At 72.7% G+C, this 15,983-nt stretch carries 12 protein-coding genes; 1 reads left to right on the top strand and 11 read right to left on the bottom strand.

Features of this window, described 5'->3' with window-relative positions:
- Positions 1–18: 18 nt before the first annotated feature.
- The 4 genes from ACZ7MX_RS24020 to ACZ7MX_RS24005 form a co-directional block, all read right to left on the bottom strand.
- Complete coding sequence (locus ACZ7MX_RS24020; protein ID WP_472135198.1) at positions 19–1,743, bottom strand: beta-N-acetylhexosaminidase; 1,725 nt, start codon at positions 1,741–1,743, stop codon at positions 19–21.
- Between the two features lie 399 nt (positions 1,744–2,142).
- Positions 2,143–2,436 (bottom strand): DUF3039 domain-containing protein, encoded by a 294-nt coding sequence (locus ACZ7MX_RS24015; protein ID WP_037809130.1) that lies wholly within the window; start codon positions 2,434–2,436, stop codon positions 2,143–2,145.
- A 126-nt stretch (positions 2,437–2,562) separates the two neighbouring features.
- Positions 2,563–3,249, bottom strand: coding sequence for a hypothetical protein (locus tag ACZ7MX_RS24010; RefSeq protein WP_472135196.1), 687 nt, complete (start codon positions 3,247–3,249; stop codon positions 2,563–2,565).
- 185 nt (positions 3,250–3,434) lie between these two features.
- The gene (locus ACZ7MX_RS24005; protein WP_472135195.1) at positions 3,435–4,106 is read right to left on the bottom strand and encodes a YqgE/AlgH family protein; all 672 of its coding nucleotides are present in this window, start codon (positions 4,104–4,106) and stop codon (positions 3,435–3,437) included.
- A gap of 324 nt (positions 4,107–4,430) precedes the next feature.
- On the opposite strand from ACZ7MX_RS24005, the gene murA reads away from it, so the two are divergent.
- Positions 4,431–5,777: a UDP-N-acetylglucosamine 1-carboxyvinyltransferase gene (gene murA / locus ACZ7MX_RS24000; RefSeq protein ID WP_472135193.1), complete on the top strand. Its 1,347-nt coding sequence runs from the start codon at positions 4,431–4,433 to the stop codon at positions 5,775–5,777.
- 277 nt (positions 5,778–6,054) lie between these two features.
- Here the strand turns inward: murA and ACZ7MX_RS23995 are convergent, their stop codons facing one another.
- The 7 genes from ACZ7MX_RS23995 to ACZ7MX_RS23965 all read right to left on the bottom strand — a co-directional run bounded on the left by ACZ7MX_RS23995 (position 6,055) and on the right by ACZ7MX_RS23965 (position 15,933).
- Entirely contained in the window at positions 6,055–6,336 is a 282-nt protein-coding gene (locus ACZ7MX_RS23995) for an HU family DNA-binding protein (protein ID WP_006605312.1), read from the bottom strand.
- 331 nt (positions 6,337–6,667) lie between these two features.
- Positions 6,668–8,101, bottom strand: a complete 1,434-nt coding sequence (locus ACZ7MX_RS23990) for an NAD-dependent malic enzyme (RefSeq protein WP_472135191.1) — start codon at positions 8,099–8,101, stop codon at positions 6,668–6,670.
- 399 nt (positions 8,102–8,500) lie between these two features.
- Complete coding sequence (locus ACZ7MX_RS23985) at positions 8,501–10,915, bottom strand: HelD family protein (protein ID WP_472135189.1); 2,415 nt, start codon at positions 10,913–10,915, stop codon at positions 8,501–8,503.
- A 197-nt stretch (positions 10,916–11,112) separates the two neighbouring features.
- The gene (locus tag ACZ7MX_RS23980; RefSeq protein WP_472135188.1) at positions 11,113–11,862 is read right to left on the bottom strand and encodes an anti-sigma factor family protein; all 750 of its coding nucleotides are present in this window, start codon (positions 11,860–11,862) and stop codon (positions 11,113–11,115) included.
- Positions 11,859–12,398 (bottom strand): sigma-70 family RNA polymerase sigma factor, encoded by a 540-nt coding sequence (locus ACZ7MX_RS23975; protein WP_078872150.1) that lies wholly within the window; start codon positions 12,396–12,398, stop codon positions 11,859–11,861. Before ACZ7MX_RS23975 ends, ACZ7MX_RS23980 begins: the two co-directional genes overlap by 4 nt.
- A gap of 319 nt (positions 12,399–12,717) precedes the next feature.
- The gene (locus ACZ7MX_RS23970) at positions 12,718–13,845 is read right to left on the bottom strand and encodes a uroporphyrinogen-III synthase (protein WP_472135186.1); all 1,128 of its coding nucleotides are present in this window, start codon (positions 13,843–13,845) and stop codon (positions 12,718–12,720) included.
- 699 nt (positions 13,846–14,544) lie between these two features.
- Positions 14,545–15,933 (bottom strand): nitrate/nitrite transporter, encoded by a 1,389-nt coding sequence (locus ACZ7MX_RS23965; protein WP_472135474.1) that lies wholly within the window; start codon positions 15,931–15,933, stop codon positions 14,545–14,547.
- Positions 15,934–15,983 lie beyond the last annotated feature (50 nt).

Genomic DNA, 15,983 nt, shown 5'->3' with positions numbered 1-15,983 from the left:
CCCTCCTTGCACCGGGGCTCACACGTTTGGGGGCGCCCCGTCGATCGGGCGTCCGAGCACCCCGGGGCGTTTCTGCCAGGGACGGGGGCCGCCGGGTGGCCGGTAGTCGACCCCGAGGGCGTCGAGGCGGCCGTAGTGGGCGGCCATCCGGCGCAGGAAGTCCTGGTGGTCGCGGTCGGCCGGGGCCGGCAGGTGGGACCAGGCGACCTCGGCGAACGCGGCGAGCCGGGGGAAGACCTGATAGTCGAGGCGCTGCTGACCGTCCATGACCTCGGTCCAGGCGTTGGCCTGGGTGCCCAGGACGTGCCGGGCCTGTTCGGGCGTCAGTTCCGGGGGCACCGGCTCGAAGCGGTAGACGTCCTCCAGGGTCCGTACGTAGCCGATCGGCACCGGCTCGTCCGGGGACGGGTCCTGACGGTGGTCCAGGTAGACCTGCTGTTCGGGGCACATGACGACGTCGTGGCCGGATTTGGCCGCCGCGACCCCGCCGGCGTAGCCCCGCCAGGAGGAGACGGCCGCGCCCTCGGCCAGGCCGCCTTCGAGGATCTCGTCCCAGCCGATGAGCCGCCGGCCGCGGTCGGCGAGCCAGCGGTCGAAGTGCCGGACGAACCAGCTCTGCAGCTCGTCCTCGCCGGCCAGCGAGAGTGCGGCGATCCGCGCCTGGGCGGTGGCGGAGGCCCGCCACTGGTCCTTGGGGCACTCGTCGCCGCCGAGGTGCACGAAGCGGGACGGGAAGAGTTCGAGGACCTCTTCGAGGACGTGCTCGTAGAACCGCAGGGTGGTGTCGGTGGGTGCCAGTACGTTGGGGTTGACGCCCCAGGTGTCCCAGACCTTCAGGGAGGTGGTGTCGATGACGTCGGTGTTGCCGAGTTCCGGATACGCGGCGATGGCGGCCTGCGAGTGTCCGGGGACGTCGATCTCGGGGACGACGGTGATGTGCCGCCGGGCGGCGTAGGCGACGATCTCGCGGATGTCGTCCTGGGTGTAATAGCCGCCGTGCGGGCGCTCGTCCCAGAGCGGGGAGGCCCGGTGGCCGAGTTTGGTGCGGGCGCGCCAGGCACCGGTTCCGGTCAGCTTCGGGTAGCGCCGGATCTCGATGCGCCAGCCCTGGTCGTCGGTCAGGTGCAGGTGCAGGACGTTGAGTTTGTGCGCGGCGAGCAGGTCGAGGTAGCGCAGCACGCCGTCCTTGGGCAGGAAGTGCCGGGCGACGTCGAGCAGCATGCCGCGCCAGCCGAAGCGGGGGCCGTCCTCGACGGTCAGTTGCGGGAGGGCGGCGGGCCGGCCGGGGGTGAGCGGGGCGCGGCGGAAGGCGTGCGGGCCGAGGAGCTGACGGAGCGTCTGGGCGCCCCAGAAGACACCGGCCGGGCCGCCGCCGGTGATCCGTACGCCCCAGCGGGCGTCGGCCTCCAGGCGGTAGCCCTCCGCGGGCAGGGCCGGGTCGAGGCCCAGCGCGAGGGTGTCGGTGGCGTCGGCGGAGCCGGGCGGCAGCGGCAGGCCGAAGGCGTCGCCGAGGGTGGCCCGCAGCCACAGCGCGGTGTCCTCGGTGCCGGGTGCGGCGGCGAGTGCGGTGTCCGGGCCGAGCCGGACGGTGCTGCCGGAGGACGCGTCGATGCTCAGCGGCGCGGGAATCAGGCCGCCGCCCGGTAGGTGCGGGGTGCCGGGGTCGGGCACGGAAGCGGTGCCCGGGGCCGGTCGTGCCGCGGGGGCGTCCGGGTGGTGCGTGGGGCCGTCGGTGTCCGGCATGCCGTCTGTCCTCCACCGCGCCCCCGGGCCCGGGACCGGCCGGCGCTGTAGGCGTACGGAGAGCACCCGCCCGTACCGCGGGCGATGTCACGGACGGTGCCGCGGGCGGTGCCGGGGTCGATGCTGCCATCTGCCGGTGCGGCAAGGCCGGTGATCCGGCCAACTCGTCGTCCGGCCTGCCGTCGGCGTGCCGTCAGCTGACGCCGTCAGCGTGCCGTCCCGTGATTCCCGCGGGCGGGGGTCGTGGGTTCCCGCCGGGGCCGTTCCGTCGGTCCGCCGCCGTCCCGGGCCTCCCCGGAGGACGGGGGCCGGTGCCGGCGCGCGGGTGTGCGGGCACGACGGCGGGCCCGGGCCGCGAGAGGTCCGGGCCCGTGCCCGAGGCGGGCCGGGGGGCGGCGGTTACTTCTTGCCGCCGTCCTTGCCGCCCTTGTCCTTGTCGCCGCCGGCGCCCATGGACTCGTAGATCTCCTTGCACATGGGGCAGACCGGGTACTTCTTCGGGTCGCGGCCCGGGACCCAGACCTTGCCGCACAGCGCCACGACGGGGGTACCGTCGAGCGCGCTCGCCATGATCTTGTCCTTCTGGACGTAGTGGGCGAAGCGCTCGTGGTCGCCGTCGCCGTGCGACACCTGCGGTGTCGGCTCTACGAGGGTCCCCGTACCTGCCCCGCGCTCGGGCTCAAGAGTGCTCATAGCTGCCAAGGGTACTCACGCCCGCGACGACCCGGGAGCGACGGCCCGCCGCCGGGTGGAGCACGGGACCGGCCGCTGCGACGCCCGCCGCCGGACCCGCCGCGGCCATCCGCCGGGCCCGCCTCCTCAGGAAGCCGAAGCCACCGCCAGCCCGCCGCGGTCGCCGGAGGTCAGACCCAGCTTCTCGGCGAAGGCCAGCGCGGCCTCCGGCCGGACCTCGTACCAGGAGTCCTTGTCGCAGACCGCGTCCAGCAGCGCGGCGATCTCCGGCCCGCCGACCGTACGGGCCTCGGCGGCGGCGATGAAGGCGCGGACCGCGTCCGCCGCGTCGACCTCGGTCTCCGTACGGGCCACGAGGTCGTCGACGATCCGGCCGATCGACGCGTCACCGGGGGCGGCCCAGCTCATCGCCATCTCCAGGCCGTCGTCCGGCAGCTTCTCGGGATACGGGGCGCGGGCCCAGGCGCCGTCCTGCCACCAGTAGACGAATCCGAAGAGGTTTCCCCGGGCGTCGTCCGTCAGCTGCTCCCAGGGCAGCCACTCGGGCCCGCCGGCCAGGAAGTCGATCTGGCGGTCGCCGCTGTGGGTGTAGCTGCCGTCCGAGTCCTGGCCGCAGAGCAGCGCCCGGCCGCCGTCGTACAGCTTCAGCCGCCACCAGTAACTGCCGCCGCCGTTCCAGCACTCCAGTCCGTGCTTCCCCCAGGAGAATTCGTCCCAGTCGTCCACCGCCGCGGCGACCACCGCGAGCGTCGCGGCCCGCGCCCACAGCCGCTCCGGATGGTCCAGGTCCCCGGGCACACTCGGTCTGTGCATAGGCACTCTCCCCCGCTGTCCTGCGCGGCCCCGCCGACGCGGCCGCACACCGTCCCCTGTCACTCGAACCATAGCGACGGGCACTGACAATTCCTCATGACGAAGCCGTCACAATAATCCAGCGCTCAACAAAAATCCGGCGTTCCACGGGACCTCCGCCGCGGCCGGCCGACCGGTCGTCGCGATCAGTTCAGCGACGGGTCGTCCGGGTACGTGGCCACCATCGCCAGCTCGTTGCGCTGCCGCCGCAGGACCGCGCGCCACAGTTGCTCCGGGTCGGGCGAGGAGACGTCGCCCGGTTCGGACTCGACGACGTACCAGGCGCCCTCGACCAGCTCGTCCTCCAGCTGGCCCGGGCCCCAGCCCGCGTAACCGGCGAAGATCCGCAGGCTGCCGAGCACGGCCGCGAGGAGCTCGGGCGGGGCCTCCAGATCGACCAGGCCGATCGCGCCGTGCACCCGGCGCCAGCCCAGCGGCTCCTCGGCCGGCTGCACGCCCGCGCGGTCGGCGACCTGCGCACCGGCCGTCTCCCCCGCCTCGGCGCCGGGGCCGGCACCGGTACCCATGGGGGGCATGCCACCCTCCCCGGAGGCCCCGCCGGGCACCACCGCCACCCCGAGCGCCGAATCCAGCGAGACCGGGCCGCCCTGGAAGACCACGCCCGGCTCACCGGTCAGCGCGGCCCAGGGCGCGAGGATGTCCGCGACGCCCACCGGGGTGGGGCGGTTGAGGACCACGCCGAGGGAGCCCTCCTCGTCGTGGTCGAGGAGCAGCACCACCGCGCGGTCGAAGTTCGGGTCCGCAAGCGCGGGCGTCGCGACGAGCAGCCGGCCTGTGAGCGAGGACACCTCGGTCATGGCCACATGATCCCGCACTTCCGCCCCGAGCGGGGGGTCAAAGCCGCGACCGGTGCGAGCGCAGGGCAGGGCGTACGGCGGCAGCCCCGGCGCACGGCACCGCCCCCGGAAGAGCGCCGGCCCCAATCCGGCTTCGTCACAGTGCATTTAAGACAATCCGCAACTTTTCCGCCAAAAGGCGATTACAGATCAAAGGGTGACCGTAGCCGAGCGTGTTGTGACAAAGCCATTACATGCTCAGAGGCTGCACGGGCTTACGGACACCCCCTCGGACGCCCTTACCATTTCAGCTTGGCCCTGCCCGTCTCCAGGAACGCGAGATCCATGACCGTCTCTACTGACGACGTACTGCTTGTCCACGGCGGCACCCCGCTGGAGGGCGAGATCCGGGTTCGCGGTGCGAAGAACCTTGTGCCCAAGGCCATGGTCGCCGCCCTGCTCGGCAGCGGACCCAGCCGGCTGCGCAACGTGCCCGACATCCGCGACGTACGCGTGGTGCGCGGACTGCTGCAGCTGCACGGCGTCACGGTCCGCCCGGGCGACGAGCCCGGCGAGCTGGTCCTCGACCCGTCGCACGTGGAGAGCGCCAACGTCGCCGACATCGACGCGCACGCCGGCTCCTCGCGGATCCCGATCCTGTTCTGCGGCCCGCTGCTGCACCGCCTCGGCCACGCCTTCATCCCGGGCCTGGGCGGCTGCGACATCGGCGGCCGCCCGGTGGACTTCCACTTCGACGTGCTGCGCCAGTTCGGCGCGAAGATCGAGAAGCGCGCCGACGGGCAGTACCTGGAGGCGCCGCAGCGGCTGCGCGGCACCAAGATCCGGCTGCCGTACCCGTCGGTCGGCTCGACCGAGCAGGTGCTGCTGACCGCCGTACTGGCGGAGGGCGTCACCGAGCTGTCGAACGCCGCGGTGGAACCGGAGATCGAGGACCTGATCTGCGTGCTGCAGAAGATGGGCGCGATCATCTCCATGGACACCGACCGGACGATCCGGATCACCGGTGTCGACAAGCTCAACGGCTACACCCACCGGGCCCTCCCGGACCGCCTGGAGGCCGCCTCCTGGGCGTCCGCAGCGCTCGCCACCGAGGGCAACATCTACGTCCGGGGCGCCCAGCAGCGCTCCATGATGACCTTCCTCAACACCTTCCGGAAGGTCGGCGGCGCCTTCGAGATCGACGACGAGGGCATCCGCTTCTGGCACCCGGGCGGTTCGCTCAACGCCATCGCCCTGGAGACCGACGTCCACCCCGGTTTCCAGACGGACTGGCAGCAGCCGCTGGTCGTCGCCCTCACCCAGGCGTCCGGCCTGTCCATCGTCCACGAGACGGTCTACGAGTCCCGGCTCGGCTTCACCTCCGCCCTGAACCAGATGGGCGCGCACATCCAGCTCTACCGCGAGTGCCTGGGCGGCTCGGCCTGCCGCTTCGGCCAGCGCAACTTCCTGCACTCCGCGGTGGTCTCCGGGCCGACCAAGCTGCAGGGCTCCGACCTGGTCATCCCGGACCTGCGCGGGGGCTTCTCGTACCTGATCGCGGCGCTGGCGGCGCAGGGCACCTCCCGGGTGCACGGCATCGACCTGATCAACCGCGGCTACGAGAACTTCATGGAGAAGCTCGTCGAGCTGGGCGGCAAGGTGGAGCTGCCCAACGGGGCGCTGAGCCACTGACGACGCCCGGGCACCACGGCGCGCCGCGCCGACGCCCGTAGGACCACGCCGCAAGGGGCGGCCACCAGCCGGTGGCCGCCCCTCACGGCTGTCTGGGGCCGCCCGGCGCCACGGGGTGGCCCGGGAGGTGCCGGGCGCCGCTTCCGGCCCCGTACGGCCGCGGTGGCGCCCCGGGAGGGCCGTACCGCCGGCTGCGGCAGGGGCCGCGCGGTGGCGGGTACGACGAAGGCGGCCGCCCCCGTCGGGGCAGCCGCCTCGTTACGCCGTTTTAAGGGTCTTACTTGCCCTTGGCGGCTTCCTTGAGCTTGGAGCCCGCGGACACCTTCACGCTGTAGCCGGCCGGGATCTGGATCGGGTCGCCGGTCTGCGGGTTGCGCGCGGTGCGAGCGGCACGGTGGGTGCGCTCGAAGGTCAGGAAGCCGGGGATGGTGACCTTCTCGTCGCCCTTGGCGACGACCTCGCCGGTCACCTCGGCGAGGGCAGCCAGAACGGCGTCGGCGTCCTTGCGGGTCACCTCGGCGCGATCGGCCAGAGCGGCCACCAGCTCACTGCGGTTCATGTTTGTACTCCCGTGTTCTTCTTGCCAATGAGGCGTGCCACGCGGCGGAGCCGCATGTTGGGCACAGCGAAGCCGATGCTGCCAGGGTCCTCGGACAGTCCCCGGACCCGGGTCTGCCTGCCAGACCCTCGCGCCCGAATACGCATCCTGCCCCTACCTGCGGCAGTAAAGCCAATCCGGCGCCCTGGCGGGTCACACGAAAAGCGCCACTGCCACTTGGTGATGACGTTCCGCACCGTCCCGCTCCGGGCCGGAGCCACAGGATGGCGGCCATTGCTGCCCGCCACCCTATGGGGGCCGTCGTGACGGCGTGTCCCGCGACGCGCCGTCGTCAGACCGTCGTGGCCGTCGTCACAGCCGGGTCGCTGCCCTTGGCCGCGTCCCGCACCGCACCGGCCACCGCGCCCGCGACCTTCTCGTTGAAGACGCTGGGGATGATGTAGTTCGGGTTGACCTCGTCCTCCAGGACGACGTCGGCGAGGGCGCCGGCCGCGGCCAGCATCATCTCGGTGTTCACCGTACGGGAGTGGGCGTCCAGGAGGCCGCGGAATACCCCGGGGAACACCAGGACGTTGTTGATCTGGTTCGGGAAGTCGGAGCGGCCGGTGGCCACGACGGCGGCCGTCTGCCGGGCGATGGCCGGATCGACCTCGGGGTCGGGGTTGGCGAGTGCGAACACGATCGCGCCCTCGGCCATCTTCGCCACGTCGTCGCCGTCGAGGACGTTGGGCGCCGAGACGCCGATGAAGACGTCCGCGCCGACCACGGCCTCCTTGAGGGTGCCGGTGACGCCCTCGGGGTTGGTGTTGTCGGCGATCCAGCGCAGCGCGGAGTCCGGGTCGGCGTCGACCAGGTCCGTGCGGCCGGCGTGCACCACGCCGTGGATGTCGGCGACGACGGCGTGCCCGACGCCGGCGGCCAGCAGCAGCTTGAGGATGGCGGTGCCGGCCGCGCCGGCGCCGGACATCACGACCCGGACGTCCTCGATCTTCTTGCCGACGACGCGCAGTGCGTTGGTGAGCGCGGCGAGGACCACGATGGCGGTGCCGTGCTGGTCGTCGTGGAAGACCGGGATGTCCAGCGCCTCGCGCAGCCGCGCCTCGATCTCGAAGCAGCGGGGCGCGGAGATGTCCTCCAGGTTGATGCCGGCGAAGCCGGGGGCGATGGCCTTGACGATCTCCACGATGGCGTCGGTGTCCTGGGTGTCCAGGCACAGCGGCCAGGCGTCGATGCCGGCGAAGCGCTTGAAGAGGGCCGCCTTGCCCTCCATGACGGGCAGCGCGGCCTTGGGGCCGATGTTGCCCAGGCCCAGGACCGCGGAGCCGTCCGTGACGACCGCGACGCTGTTGCGCTTGATCGTCAGTCGGCGGGCGTCCTCGGGGTTGTCGGCGATGGCCTGGCAGACCCGGGCGACGCCGGGGGTGTAGACCATGGAGAGGTCGTCGCGGTTGCGGATCGGGTGCTTCGACGACATCTCGATCTTGCCGCCGAGGTGCATCAGGAACGTACGGTCGGACACCTTGCCGAGCGAGACGCCCTCGATGTTGCGGAGCTGCGCGACGATCTCGTTGGCGTGTGCGGTCGAGGTGGCCGCGATCGTGACGTCGATGCGGAGCTTCTCGTGCCCGGACGCAGTGACGTCGAGGCCGGTCACCGAGCCTCCGTGGGACTCGACGGCCGTGGTGAGCTGGGAGACCGCGGTTCCGCTCGCGGGCACCTCCAGCCGGACCGTCATCGAGTAGGAGACGCTGGGCGCCGTTGCCATGGCCGACTTCCTCTGCTTTCACCGTTTCGCTGTGTATCGCTGCGTGTCACAGCGTTGTGCCGTCCGATCGTCGCACCTACCCCTGAGTACGCGGTAGCCGCCCGGGGTTCCGTACGTTGTGTTCACCAGCAGGTGGCGACTTCGGAAATCTACTTCCACCATACGAGAAATGATCAGCCAAGCAAAGAGGCCCACGTCACGTGGTGACGTGGGCCTCCGAAGTAAGTGACACCGACCCGCCATGCTCGCCTCGCGGCAAGTGGTCGCTCGTAGCGACGATGGTTGGGCCCGGGGGCTTGGATCGAGCCGGTGCCGTCACCCAGGCTAACAAACCATCTCCGGAAGCGAATCCCGTCGCGGGGTACGGATTTCAGGTCCCCCCGGACGGGCCCGCCGGGCTCAGTCCCGCAGCAGGTCGGGCACCCCGGCCGCGTCTGGCTGGTCGCGCCCGGCGGACAGCACGGTCAGCTGCTGGGTGGCCCGGGTCAGCGCCACGTACAGCACCCGCAGCCCGGCCGGGGACTCGTCGGCGATCTCGGCCGGCGACACCACCAGCGTGGCGTCGTACTCCAGCCCCTTCGCCTCCAGGGAGCCCAGCGCCACCACCCGGTCACCGAGCGGGGCCAGCCAGCGGCGGGCCTGCTCGCGGCGGTGCATCGCCACCACGACGCCCACCGTGCCGTCCACCTCGCCCAGCAGCCGCTCGGCCTCCGCCGCCGTGGCGGCGGCCAGCGCGGCCTCGCCGGCCGTCCCGGCACCGTCCCCGACGAGCGCGAAGCGCGGCTGAAGGCCGGTCGAACGGACCGCCTGCGGGGACTGCATGCCGGGCATCGCCAGCGCCAGCACCTTCCCGGCCAGCTCCGCGATCTCCGCGGGATTGCGGTAGTTGACGGTGAGGGTGAAACGGCGGCGCGGGCGGGTGCCGAGCGCCTCGTCGCGGGCGGCGGCCGCCTCGTCCGGGTCGGACCACGAGGACTGCGCCGGGTCGCCGACCACGGTCCAGGTGGCGTGCCGGCCACGGCGGCCGACCATCCGCCACTGCATGGGCGTCAGGTCCTGCGCCTCGTCGACGATCACATGGGCGTAGTCGGTGCGCTCCTCCTCCAGGCGCTCGCGCCGGCCGCGGCCCCCGCCGTTGCGGTCCGCGTACGTCGTCAGCTCCTCCAGGCCGGACAGGTGCTCCAGCGGGTCCGCCTCGCGCGGCCGGGCCGGGCGCATCGGGGCGCCGAGGATCTGCTGCAGCTCGTCCAGCAGGGCGACGTCGTGCACCGACAGCGGGCCGTGCCCCGAGGCGTCCAACCGGCCCAGGGAACGGGCCAGTTGGCGCACCTCGCGCGGGTTGAGCACGCGGCGCGCCCAGCGGCCCAGCAGCTTCTCGTCGGCCATCGCGGCGAGCACCCCGCGCGGGGTCAGCTCGGGCCACCAGGCGTCCAGGAACTCCTGGAACGAGGTCTCGGTGACGAGGTCCTCGTCGAAGCCTCCACGGGCCTCGGCGGCGAGCTCGGGGTCGGTGTAGCGGCGGCCGGCGCCCGACCTGGCCCACAGGGCGTCCAGGATCAGCCGGCGGGCCCGGGGGCGCAGCAGGTTGACGGGCGCGGTGCCGCCGAGCGCGGAGTGCCGGATGGCGCGCAGCTCGTCGGCGTCCAGCTCGATCCGGGAGCCGAAGGCGACGACCCGGAGCCGGTCGGTCCGTACCGCCGGCGCGGTCTCCTCGTCGTCGCCGAACGCGAGCTGGCCGGCAGGACCCGAAGGGGGCGCGGTGCCGCCCGGGGCCAGTTCCAGGGCGGCCCGGGCGGCCTTGCGCAGCAGCTTCTGCATCCGCGACGAGCCCTTGATGCGGGCCACCGCCGGCGGGTCGTAGGCGGTCGCCTCGGCGCCGTCGACGAGTGAGCCGAGCGCCCGGATGGCGACCTGGCCCTCCTCGCCGAGCGACGGCAGCACGCCCTCGGTGTAGGCGACCAGCAGCGGGGTCGGGGAGACGATCAGGATGCCGCCGGCGTAACGGCGGCGGTCCTGGTAGAGGAGGTAGGCGGCACGGTGCAGGGCGACCGCCGTCTTGCCGGTGCCCGGCCCGCCCTCGACCTCGGTGACGGAGGCGGCGGGCGCCCGGATCACCATGTCCTGCTCGGCCTGGATGGACGCGACGATGTCCCGCATGGTGTGGCTGCGGGCCCGGCCGAGCGCGGCCATCAGCGCGCCGTCACCGACCGCCGGGAGCTCCTCGCCGTCCAGGGTGGCGGTGATCTCCGGGCGCATCAGGTCGTCCTCCACACCGAGCACCTTGCGGCCCTTGGAGCGGATCACCCGGCGGCGGACGACCCGGCCGGGCGCCACCGGGGTGGCGCGGTAGAAGGGTGCGGCGGCCGGCGCCCGCCAGTCGATGACCAGCGGGGAGTAGTCCGCGTCGAGGACGCCGAGCCGGCCGATGTGCAGCGTCTCGGCGATCTTGGCGCGGTTGTTCTCGATCGCGCCCTCGGCGGGCTCGACGGAGGTGTACGCGCCGTCCGGACCCTTCTTGCCGTCCTTGCCGAGGAGCAGATCGATCCGCCCGAAGAGGAAGTCCTCGTACTCGGAGTTCAGCCGGTGGAGATGGACACCGGCCTGGAAGACCTGGGCGTCCCGCTCGGCGAGCGCGCCGGGCGTGCCGACCTGGCCGCGCTTGGCGGCGTCGACCATGAGGAACTCCGCCTCGTGGATCTTCTCCTCGAGGCGCCGGTAGACGCGGTCCAGGTGCGTCTGCTCGGCCTCGATCTCGCGGGCGCGAACCGATTCCGAGGCGTGGTCCGGTGCGTGCGTGGCGTTGTGCGCGGCCACCCAGGCCCCCTTCTGCTGTGCGTAGGGCAGCCGTCAACCGTACGCGAACCGGGCACCGTGCGCACCTGGTAAGAAGGACAAATCTGGGCGGATTCGGTCGGATGTTGATGCAGACCGTTACTTCGGGCGTCTCGGGTGGTCACGGAGGGGGCTTGCGGAGCTCGCTCCGCCGCCCCTGGCCGCCCGCTCCGTGCGGCTCACGCCTTCACCGTGGCCAGTCGCCTGCCCTCCAGGGTGCTGATCTCGAAGTGATCGATCTCGTTCCGGTTGAGCGCCGCGCCGCCCGCCGCATACAGGGGCTCGCGGTTCCACTTGGCCGCGCTCCCCGGGATGCCGTAGCCGCCCTCGGGGACCGCCCAGGTGGTGACGGTCTGCCGCCGGCCGTCCTTGCCGACCGCGACCAGGGAGCAGCTGAGCGGGCCCTTGACGTGCGCGAGTTGGAGGACGACCTGGGTGCCCCAGGGGCGGGCCGCCATGGACACGCCCGCGGAGACCTTGGTGTCCGGGTCGACGGAGTGGATCTGCTCGCCCTCGGCGTACTGGGCGCGGACCGCATTGGCCAGCGCCGGCGCCGGCACCGGCGCCTGCTCCGTACCGCCCTTGACGACGGAGACGGCGGCCAGCGGCCCGCCGACGATCAGCACGACGGCCGCGGCGACCAGGAACAGCCGGCGACGGGCCCGGCCGCGGCGGGTGGCGGCGACCTCGTCGAGCAGTCCGCCGAGGAGCCGGCGTCCGGGAACGGCGGTGAGCGTGTCCGGGGTGGGGGCGGACTCCTTGAACTCGGCCAGCACCGGAGTCAGGCCCATGAGTTCCTCGAGTTCGGCCGCGCACCGGTCACAGCCGACGAGATGCCGCTCGAACCGTTCGGCGTCGGCAGCGTCCAGCACGCCCAGCGCATAGGCGCCGACGTCGCTGTGCCGGTCCGGCTGCGTGGGCGGGATCACTCCGTCACTCCTCGTTCCTCGAGCGAGAGCCTCAGGGAGCGCAGCGCGTAGAAGACCCGGGACCGCACGGTCCCTGCGGGTACGCGCAGCACCTCCGCTGCCTCGTTGACCGTACGCTCCTTGAAGTACGTCTCCACGAGGGCCTCTCGGTGGGCCTGGCTCAGATCGCTCAGCGCCTCGGAGATCGTCATCGTGCGCAGCGCGCGGTCGATCACGTCGGCGGCCGGCATCGTCTCCAGCGGGGTCGCATCGACCTCTTGGGGTCTGGCCTTCCGGCTCCGGTACCCGTCGATCACTATCCGCCGGGCCACGGTCACCAGCCAGGGCCGGATCGAACCGGTGGCGCGCTGCAGTTGATCGGCGTTGCGCCAGGCGCGCACCAGCGTCTCCTGGACCACGTCCTCCGCGCGGTGCCGGTCGCCCGCCACCAGCCGCAGGACGAAGGCGAGGAGCGGGCCCGCGTGCTCGTCATAGAGGGCTCGCATGAGCTCCTCGTCAGGTGTCGTCCTGTCTGCCACGACGGCATCCTTACGCACTCCAACTCCCGGGTCGAGAGCCCGGATCACCCAAGATCGCCGGGGACCTGGCCATGAATCGGACTTGCGGTGAGGAGTACGGACGGGACGGGCGGGGTGCTCAGGGGCGGGAGGAAATTTTTTTCGCCGGTTCTCCGGGCGCCCCCGAACGTCCTCCACCGCGCCGACGGCTCCCCCGGGTCATGAAGCCCCTTACGCCGCCCGCACTTGTCCGTGAACCCTCTTACGGCGCGCGGTACTTGTCCGGGAACTCTCTTACGCCGCGCCGTACTTGTCCGGGAACTCTCTTACGCCGCGCCGTACTTGTCCGGGAACTCTCTTACGCCGCGCCGTACTTGTCCGTCTCCGCATGCGGGTCCAACGACAGCCGGTAGCCGCGCTTGACGACCGTCTGGATCAGCTTCGGCGCGCCCAGCGCCACCCGCAGCCGGGCCATCGCGGTCTCCACGGCGTGCTCGTCCCGCCCCGACCCCGGCAGCACCCGCAGCAGCTCGGCACGGGAGACGACCCAGCCGGGGCGGCGGGCCAGCGCCCGGAGCAGCGCCATGCCGGCCGGCGGGACCGGCCGCAGCGCGCCGTCCACCACGACCGCGTGCCCGCGGATCTCCAGCCGCCGCCCGGCCACCGGCAACGGCCGCGCCCGTGCGGGCAGTTCGCGGCACAGCAGCTGCACCAGCGGCCCCAGCCGGAAACGCTCGGGCTGGAGCGTGGGCACGTCCTCGGCCTCCAGGGGAAGCGCGGTCACCGGCCCCACACACACGGGCAGCACCCCCTGCCGCAGCGCCGCCAGCACCTCCTCCCGGATGCCGCGCTCACCGGCCCGGCGCAACAGCGACGCGGCGGCGGGCGCGCTGGTGAACGTCACCGCGTCCAGGCCGCCGCCGATCACCGCGTCCAGCAGCCGGTCGACCGGACCGAGGTCCTCCGGCGGCATCCAGCGGTACACCGGGACGCCGATCACCTCCGCGCCGCCGGCCCGCAGCGCCTCCACGAAGCCGGGCAGCGGCTCGCCGTGCAGCTGTACGGCCACCCGCCGCCCGGACACCCCCTCCGCCAGCAGCCGGTCCAGCACCTCGGCCATCGACTCCGAGGCGGGTGACCACTTCTCGGTGAGCCCGGCGGCCCGGATCGCGCCCCGTACCTTCGGGCCGCGCGCCAGCAGTTCGACGCCGGTCAGCCGGTCCAACAGCGCCTCGCCCAGCCCCCAGCCCTCCGCGGCCTCGATCCAGCCGCGGAACCCGATGGCCGTGGTGGCCACGACGACGTCCGGCGCATGACCGATCAACGCCCGGGTCACCGCGAGCAGTTCGGTGTCGTCCGGCAGCGGCACGATGCGCAGCGCGGGCGCGTGCATCACCTGGGCGCCGCGCCGCTCCAGCAGGACCCCCAGCTCCTCGGCCCGCCGGGCCGCGGTCACCCCGACGGTGAACCCGTCCAGCGGGCGCACCGAGGGAGCAGCGGGACCGGCGGGAGCAGCAGGACCAGGGGGAGCAGCGGGAGCCGGGCCGGCTCCTCGGCCGGCGCCTGGGGGTTCAGGGGCTGCCGGGGACACCGGGGCATCCGGGGACGTCGTCACTCCCGCGGACGCCGGGGCTTCCGAGGATGCCGGGGCTCCCGGGGACCCCGTTGCCGGCCCAGGGCCGGGCGCCGTCCGCGGCTCCCGCTCGCCGTGCTCCTGTTGCTGCTGATCGTGCATGGTCGTCCCGCTCCGCCCAGAGTGGTTGTACTGCCTCGCGCTCCCCCACCACCGCGGCCCGGGCGGCGGGGGAGCTCCGGAATACCCGGAAGCCCCGGAATCTCGGGATCCCGATGTCTCCGGATCTCATGCCCCGAGCCCGAGCCCGAGGAGCCATAGCCCGGAGGAGCCGTGGTCCCGAGGAGCCGTAGCCCGGAGGAGCCATGGTGCCGAGGAGCCATGGTCCCGAGGTGGCGGGGTGCCGAGGTCCGAGGTGTCGAGGCCCTGAAGTCCGCAGGTGTCCAGCCTGCCGACAGCACATGACAGGCCCGGTCCTCCAGTATTTCCCCCGGGTTACGCCGCCGCGCGGCCACCACGGGCAACTGGACTCACATCCAGCCCCACCAGCCCCTCCGTCCCACCAGCCCCTCGGTCCCAACAGCCCCACCGGCCACCAGCCCCACACCGGCCTCACACCTCGGCGTGCACCGGCATCCGCTCCGCGTCCCCGGCCGCCACACCCGCGCCCGCACCCGCGCCCGCCCGCGCCGTACGCCGTGCGCGCGCCGCCGGCCGCAGGTATACGGCCCAGGTCACCACGGTGCACACCGCGTAGCAGACCAGGAACGACACGAAGGCCGGCGTACCCGACCCGGTGGCCAGGAACGACTGCCGGAAGGCGAGGTTGATGGCCAGCCCGCCGAGTGCGCCGACCGCGCCGATCAGCCCCATCGCCGCCCCCGACAGCCGCCGTCCGCTGGCCTCGGCCGCCTCCCCGGTCAGCCCGCGCCGGACCGCCTGCGCCTGGAAGATCCCCGGGATCATCTTGTACGTGGAGCCGTTGCCGAGCCCGGTCAGCACGAACAGCGCGATGAAGCCGACGAGGAACACCGGCAGCGACCGCGCCGCCGACGCGTAGATGACCACCCCGGTGGCCAGGGCCATCGCCAGGAAGTTGCCCAGGGTGATCCGGGCGCCGCCGAACCGGTCCGCGAGCCGGCCGCCGACCGGCCGCACCAGCGACCCCAGCAGCGGCCCGATGAACGTCAGCGACGCCGCCTGGAGGGGCGTGCGCGCGAACTGGATCTGCAGCACCAGCCCGAACGCGAAGCTGTAGCCGATGAACGACCCGAACGTGCCGATGTACAGCAGCGACATCACCCAGGTGTGCGGCTCCCGGGCGGCGTCCAGGGCCGCTCCGGTGTCGTTCCGCACCGGCGCCAGGTTGTCCATGAACAGCGCCGCGAGCACCGCCGCGACCACGATCAGCGGCAGATAGACGGCGAGCACCAGTCGCGGCTGCGCGGCCCCGGCCGTACCGATCACCAGCAGGCCCAGCAACTGGATCACCGGTACGCCGATGTTGCCGCCGCCGGCGTTCAGACCCAGCGCCCAACCCTTCTTCCGTAGGGGATAGAAGGAGTTGATGTTCGTCATCGAGGAGGCGAAGTTGCCGCCGCCGACGCCCGCGAGTGCCGCGACCACCATGAACGTCGTGTAGGAGGTGCCCGGTTTCATCACCACCGCGGCCGCCGTCGCCGGTACCAGCAGCGTCAGCGCGCTGATCACCGTCCAGTTGCGCCCGCCGAACCGCGCCACCGCGAAGGTGTACGGCACCCGCAGCACCCCGCCCACCAGGGTCGGTATCGCCACCAGGAAGAACTTCCCGGCCGGATCGAATCCGTACTCCGGCCCCATGAACAGCACCATCACCGACCACAGGCTCCAGATGGAGAAGCCGATGTGCTCGGACAGTACGGAGAAGGCCAGGTTCCGCCGGGCCACCCGCGCCCCGGTCTCCGCCCAGAACGTCTCATCCTCGGGCTCCCACCGCTCGATCCACCGCCCACCCCGCCGCATCCGGCCACCGGGCGTGGGTCGGTTCGCGTCAGGGCGTTCGCTCCCCTTGC

Source organism: Streptomyces sp. NPDC107765, from assembly GCF_055657085.1.
The sequence above is the reverse complement of the archived record's forward strand: the minus strand, read 5'-3'. Positions and strand labels throughout refer to the sequence as shown.

Excerpts from the sequence above, each read along its gene's own strand:
- ACZ7MX_RS24020 (WP_472135198.1), bottom strand. The coding sequence starts at position 1,743 with ATGCCGGACACCGACGGCCCCACGCACCACCCGGACGCCCCCGCGGCA.
- ACZ7MX_RS24015 (WP_037809130.1), bottom strand. The coding sequence starts at position 2,436 with ATGAGCACTCTTGAGCCCGAGCGCGGGGCAGGTACGGGGACCCTCGTA.
- ACZ7MX_RS24010 (WP_472135196.1), bottom strand. The coding sequence starts at position 3,249 with ATGCACAGACCGAGTGTGCCCGGGGACCTGGACCATCCGGAGCGGCTG.
- ACZ7MX_RS24005 (WP_472135195.1), bottom strand. The coding sequence starts at position 4,106 with ATGACCGAGGTGTCCTCGCTCACAGGCCGGCTGCTCGTCGCGACGCCC.
- murA (WP_472135193.1), top strand. The coding sequence starts at position 4,431 with ATGACCGTCTCTACTGACGACGTACTGCTTGTCCACGGCGGCACCCCG.
- ACZ7MX_RS23995 (WP_006605312.1), bottom strand. The coding sequence starts at position 6,336 with ATGAACCGCAGTGAGCTGGTGGCCGCTCTGGCCGATCGCGCCGAGGTG.
- ACZ7MX_RS23990 (WP_472135191.1), bottom strand. The coding sequence starts at position 8,101 with ATGGCAACGGCGCCCAGCGTCTCCTACTCGATGACGGTCCGGCTGGAG.
- ACZ7MX_RS23965 (WP_472135474.1), bottom strand. The coding sequence starts at position 15,933 with ATGCGGCGGGGTGGGCGGTGGATCGAGCGGTGGGAGCCCGAGGATGAG.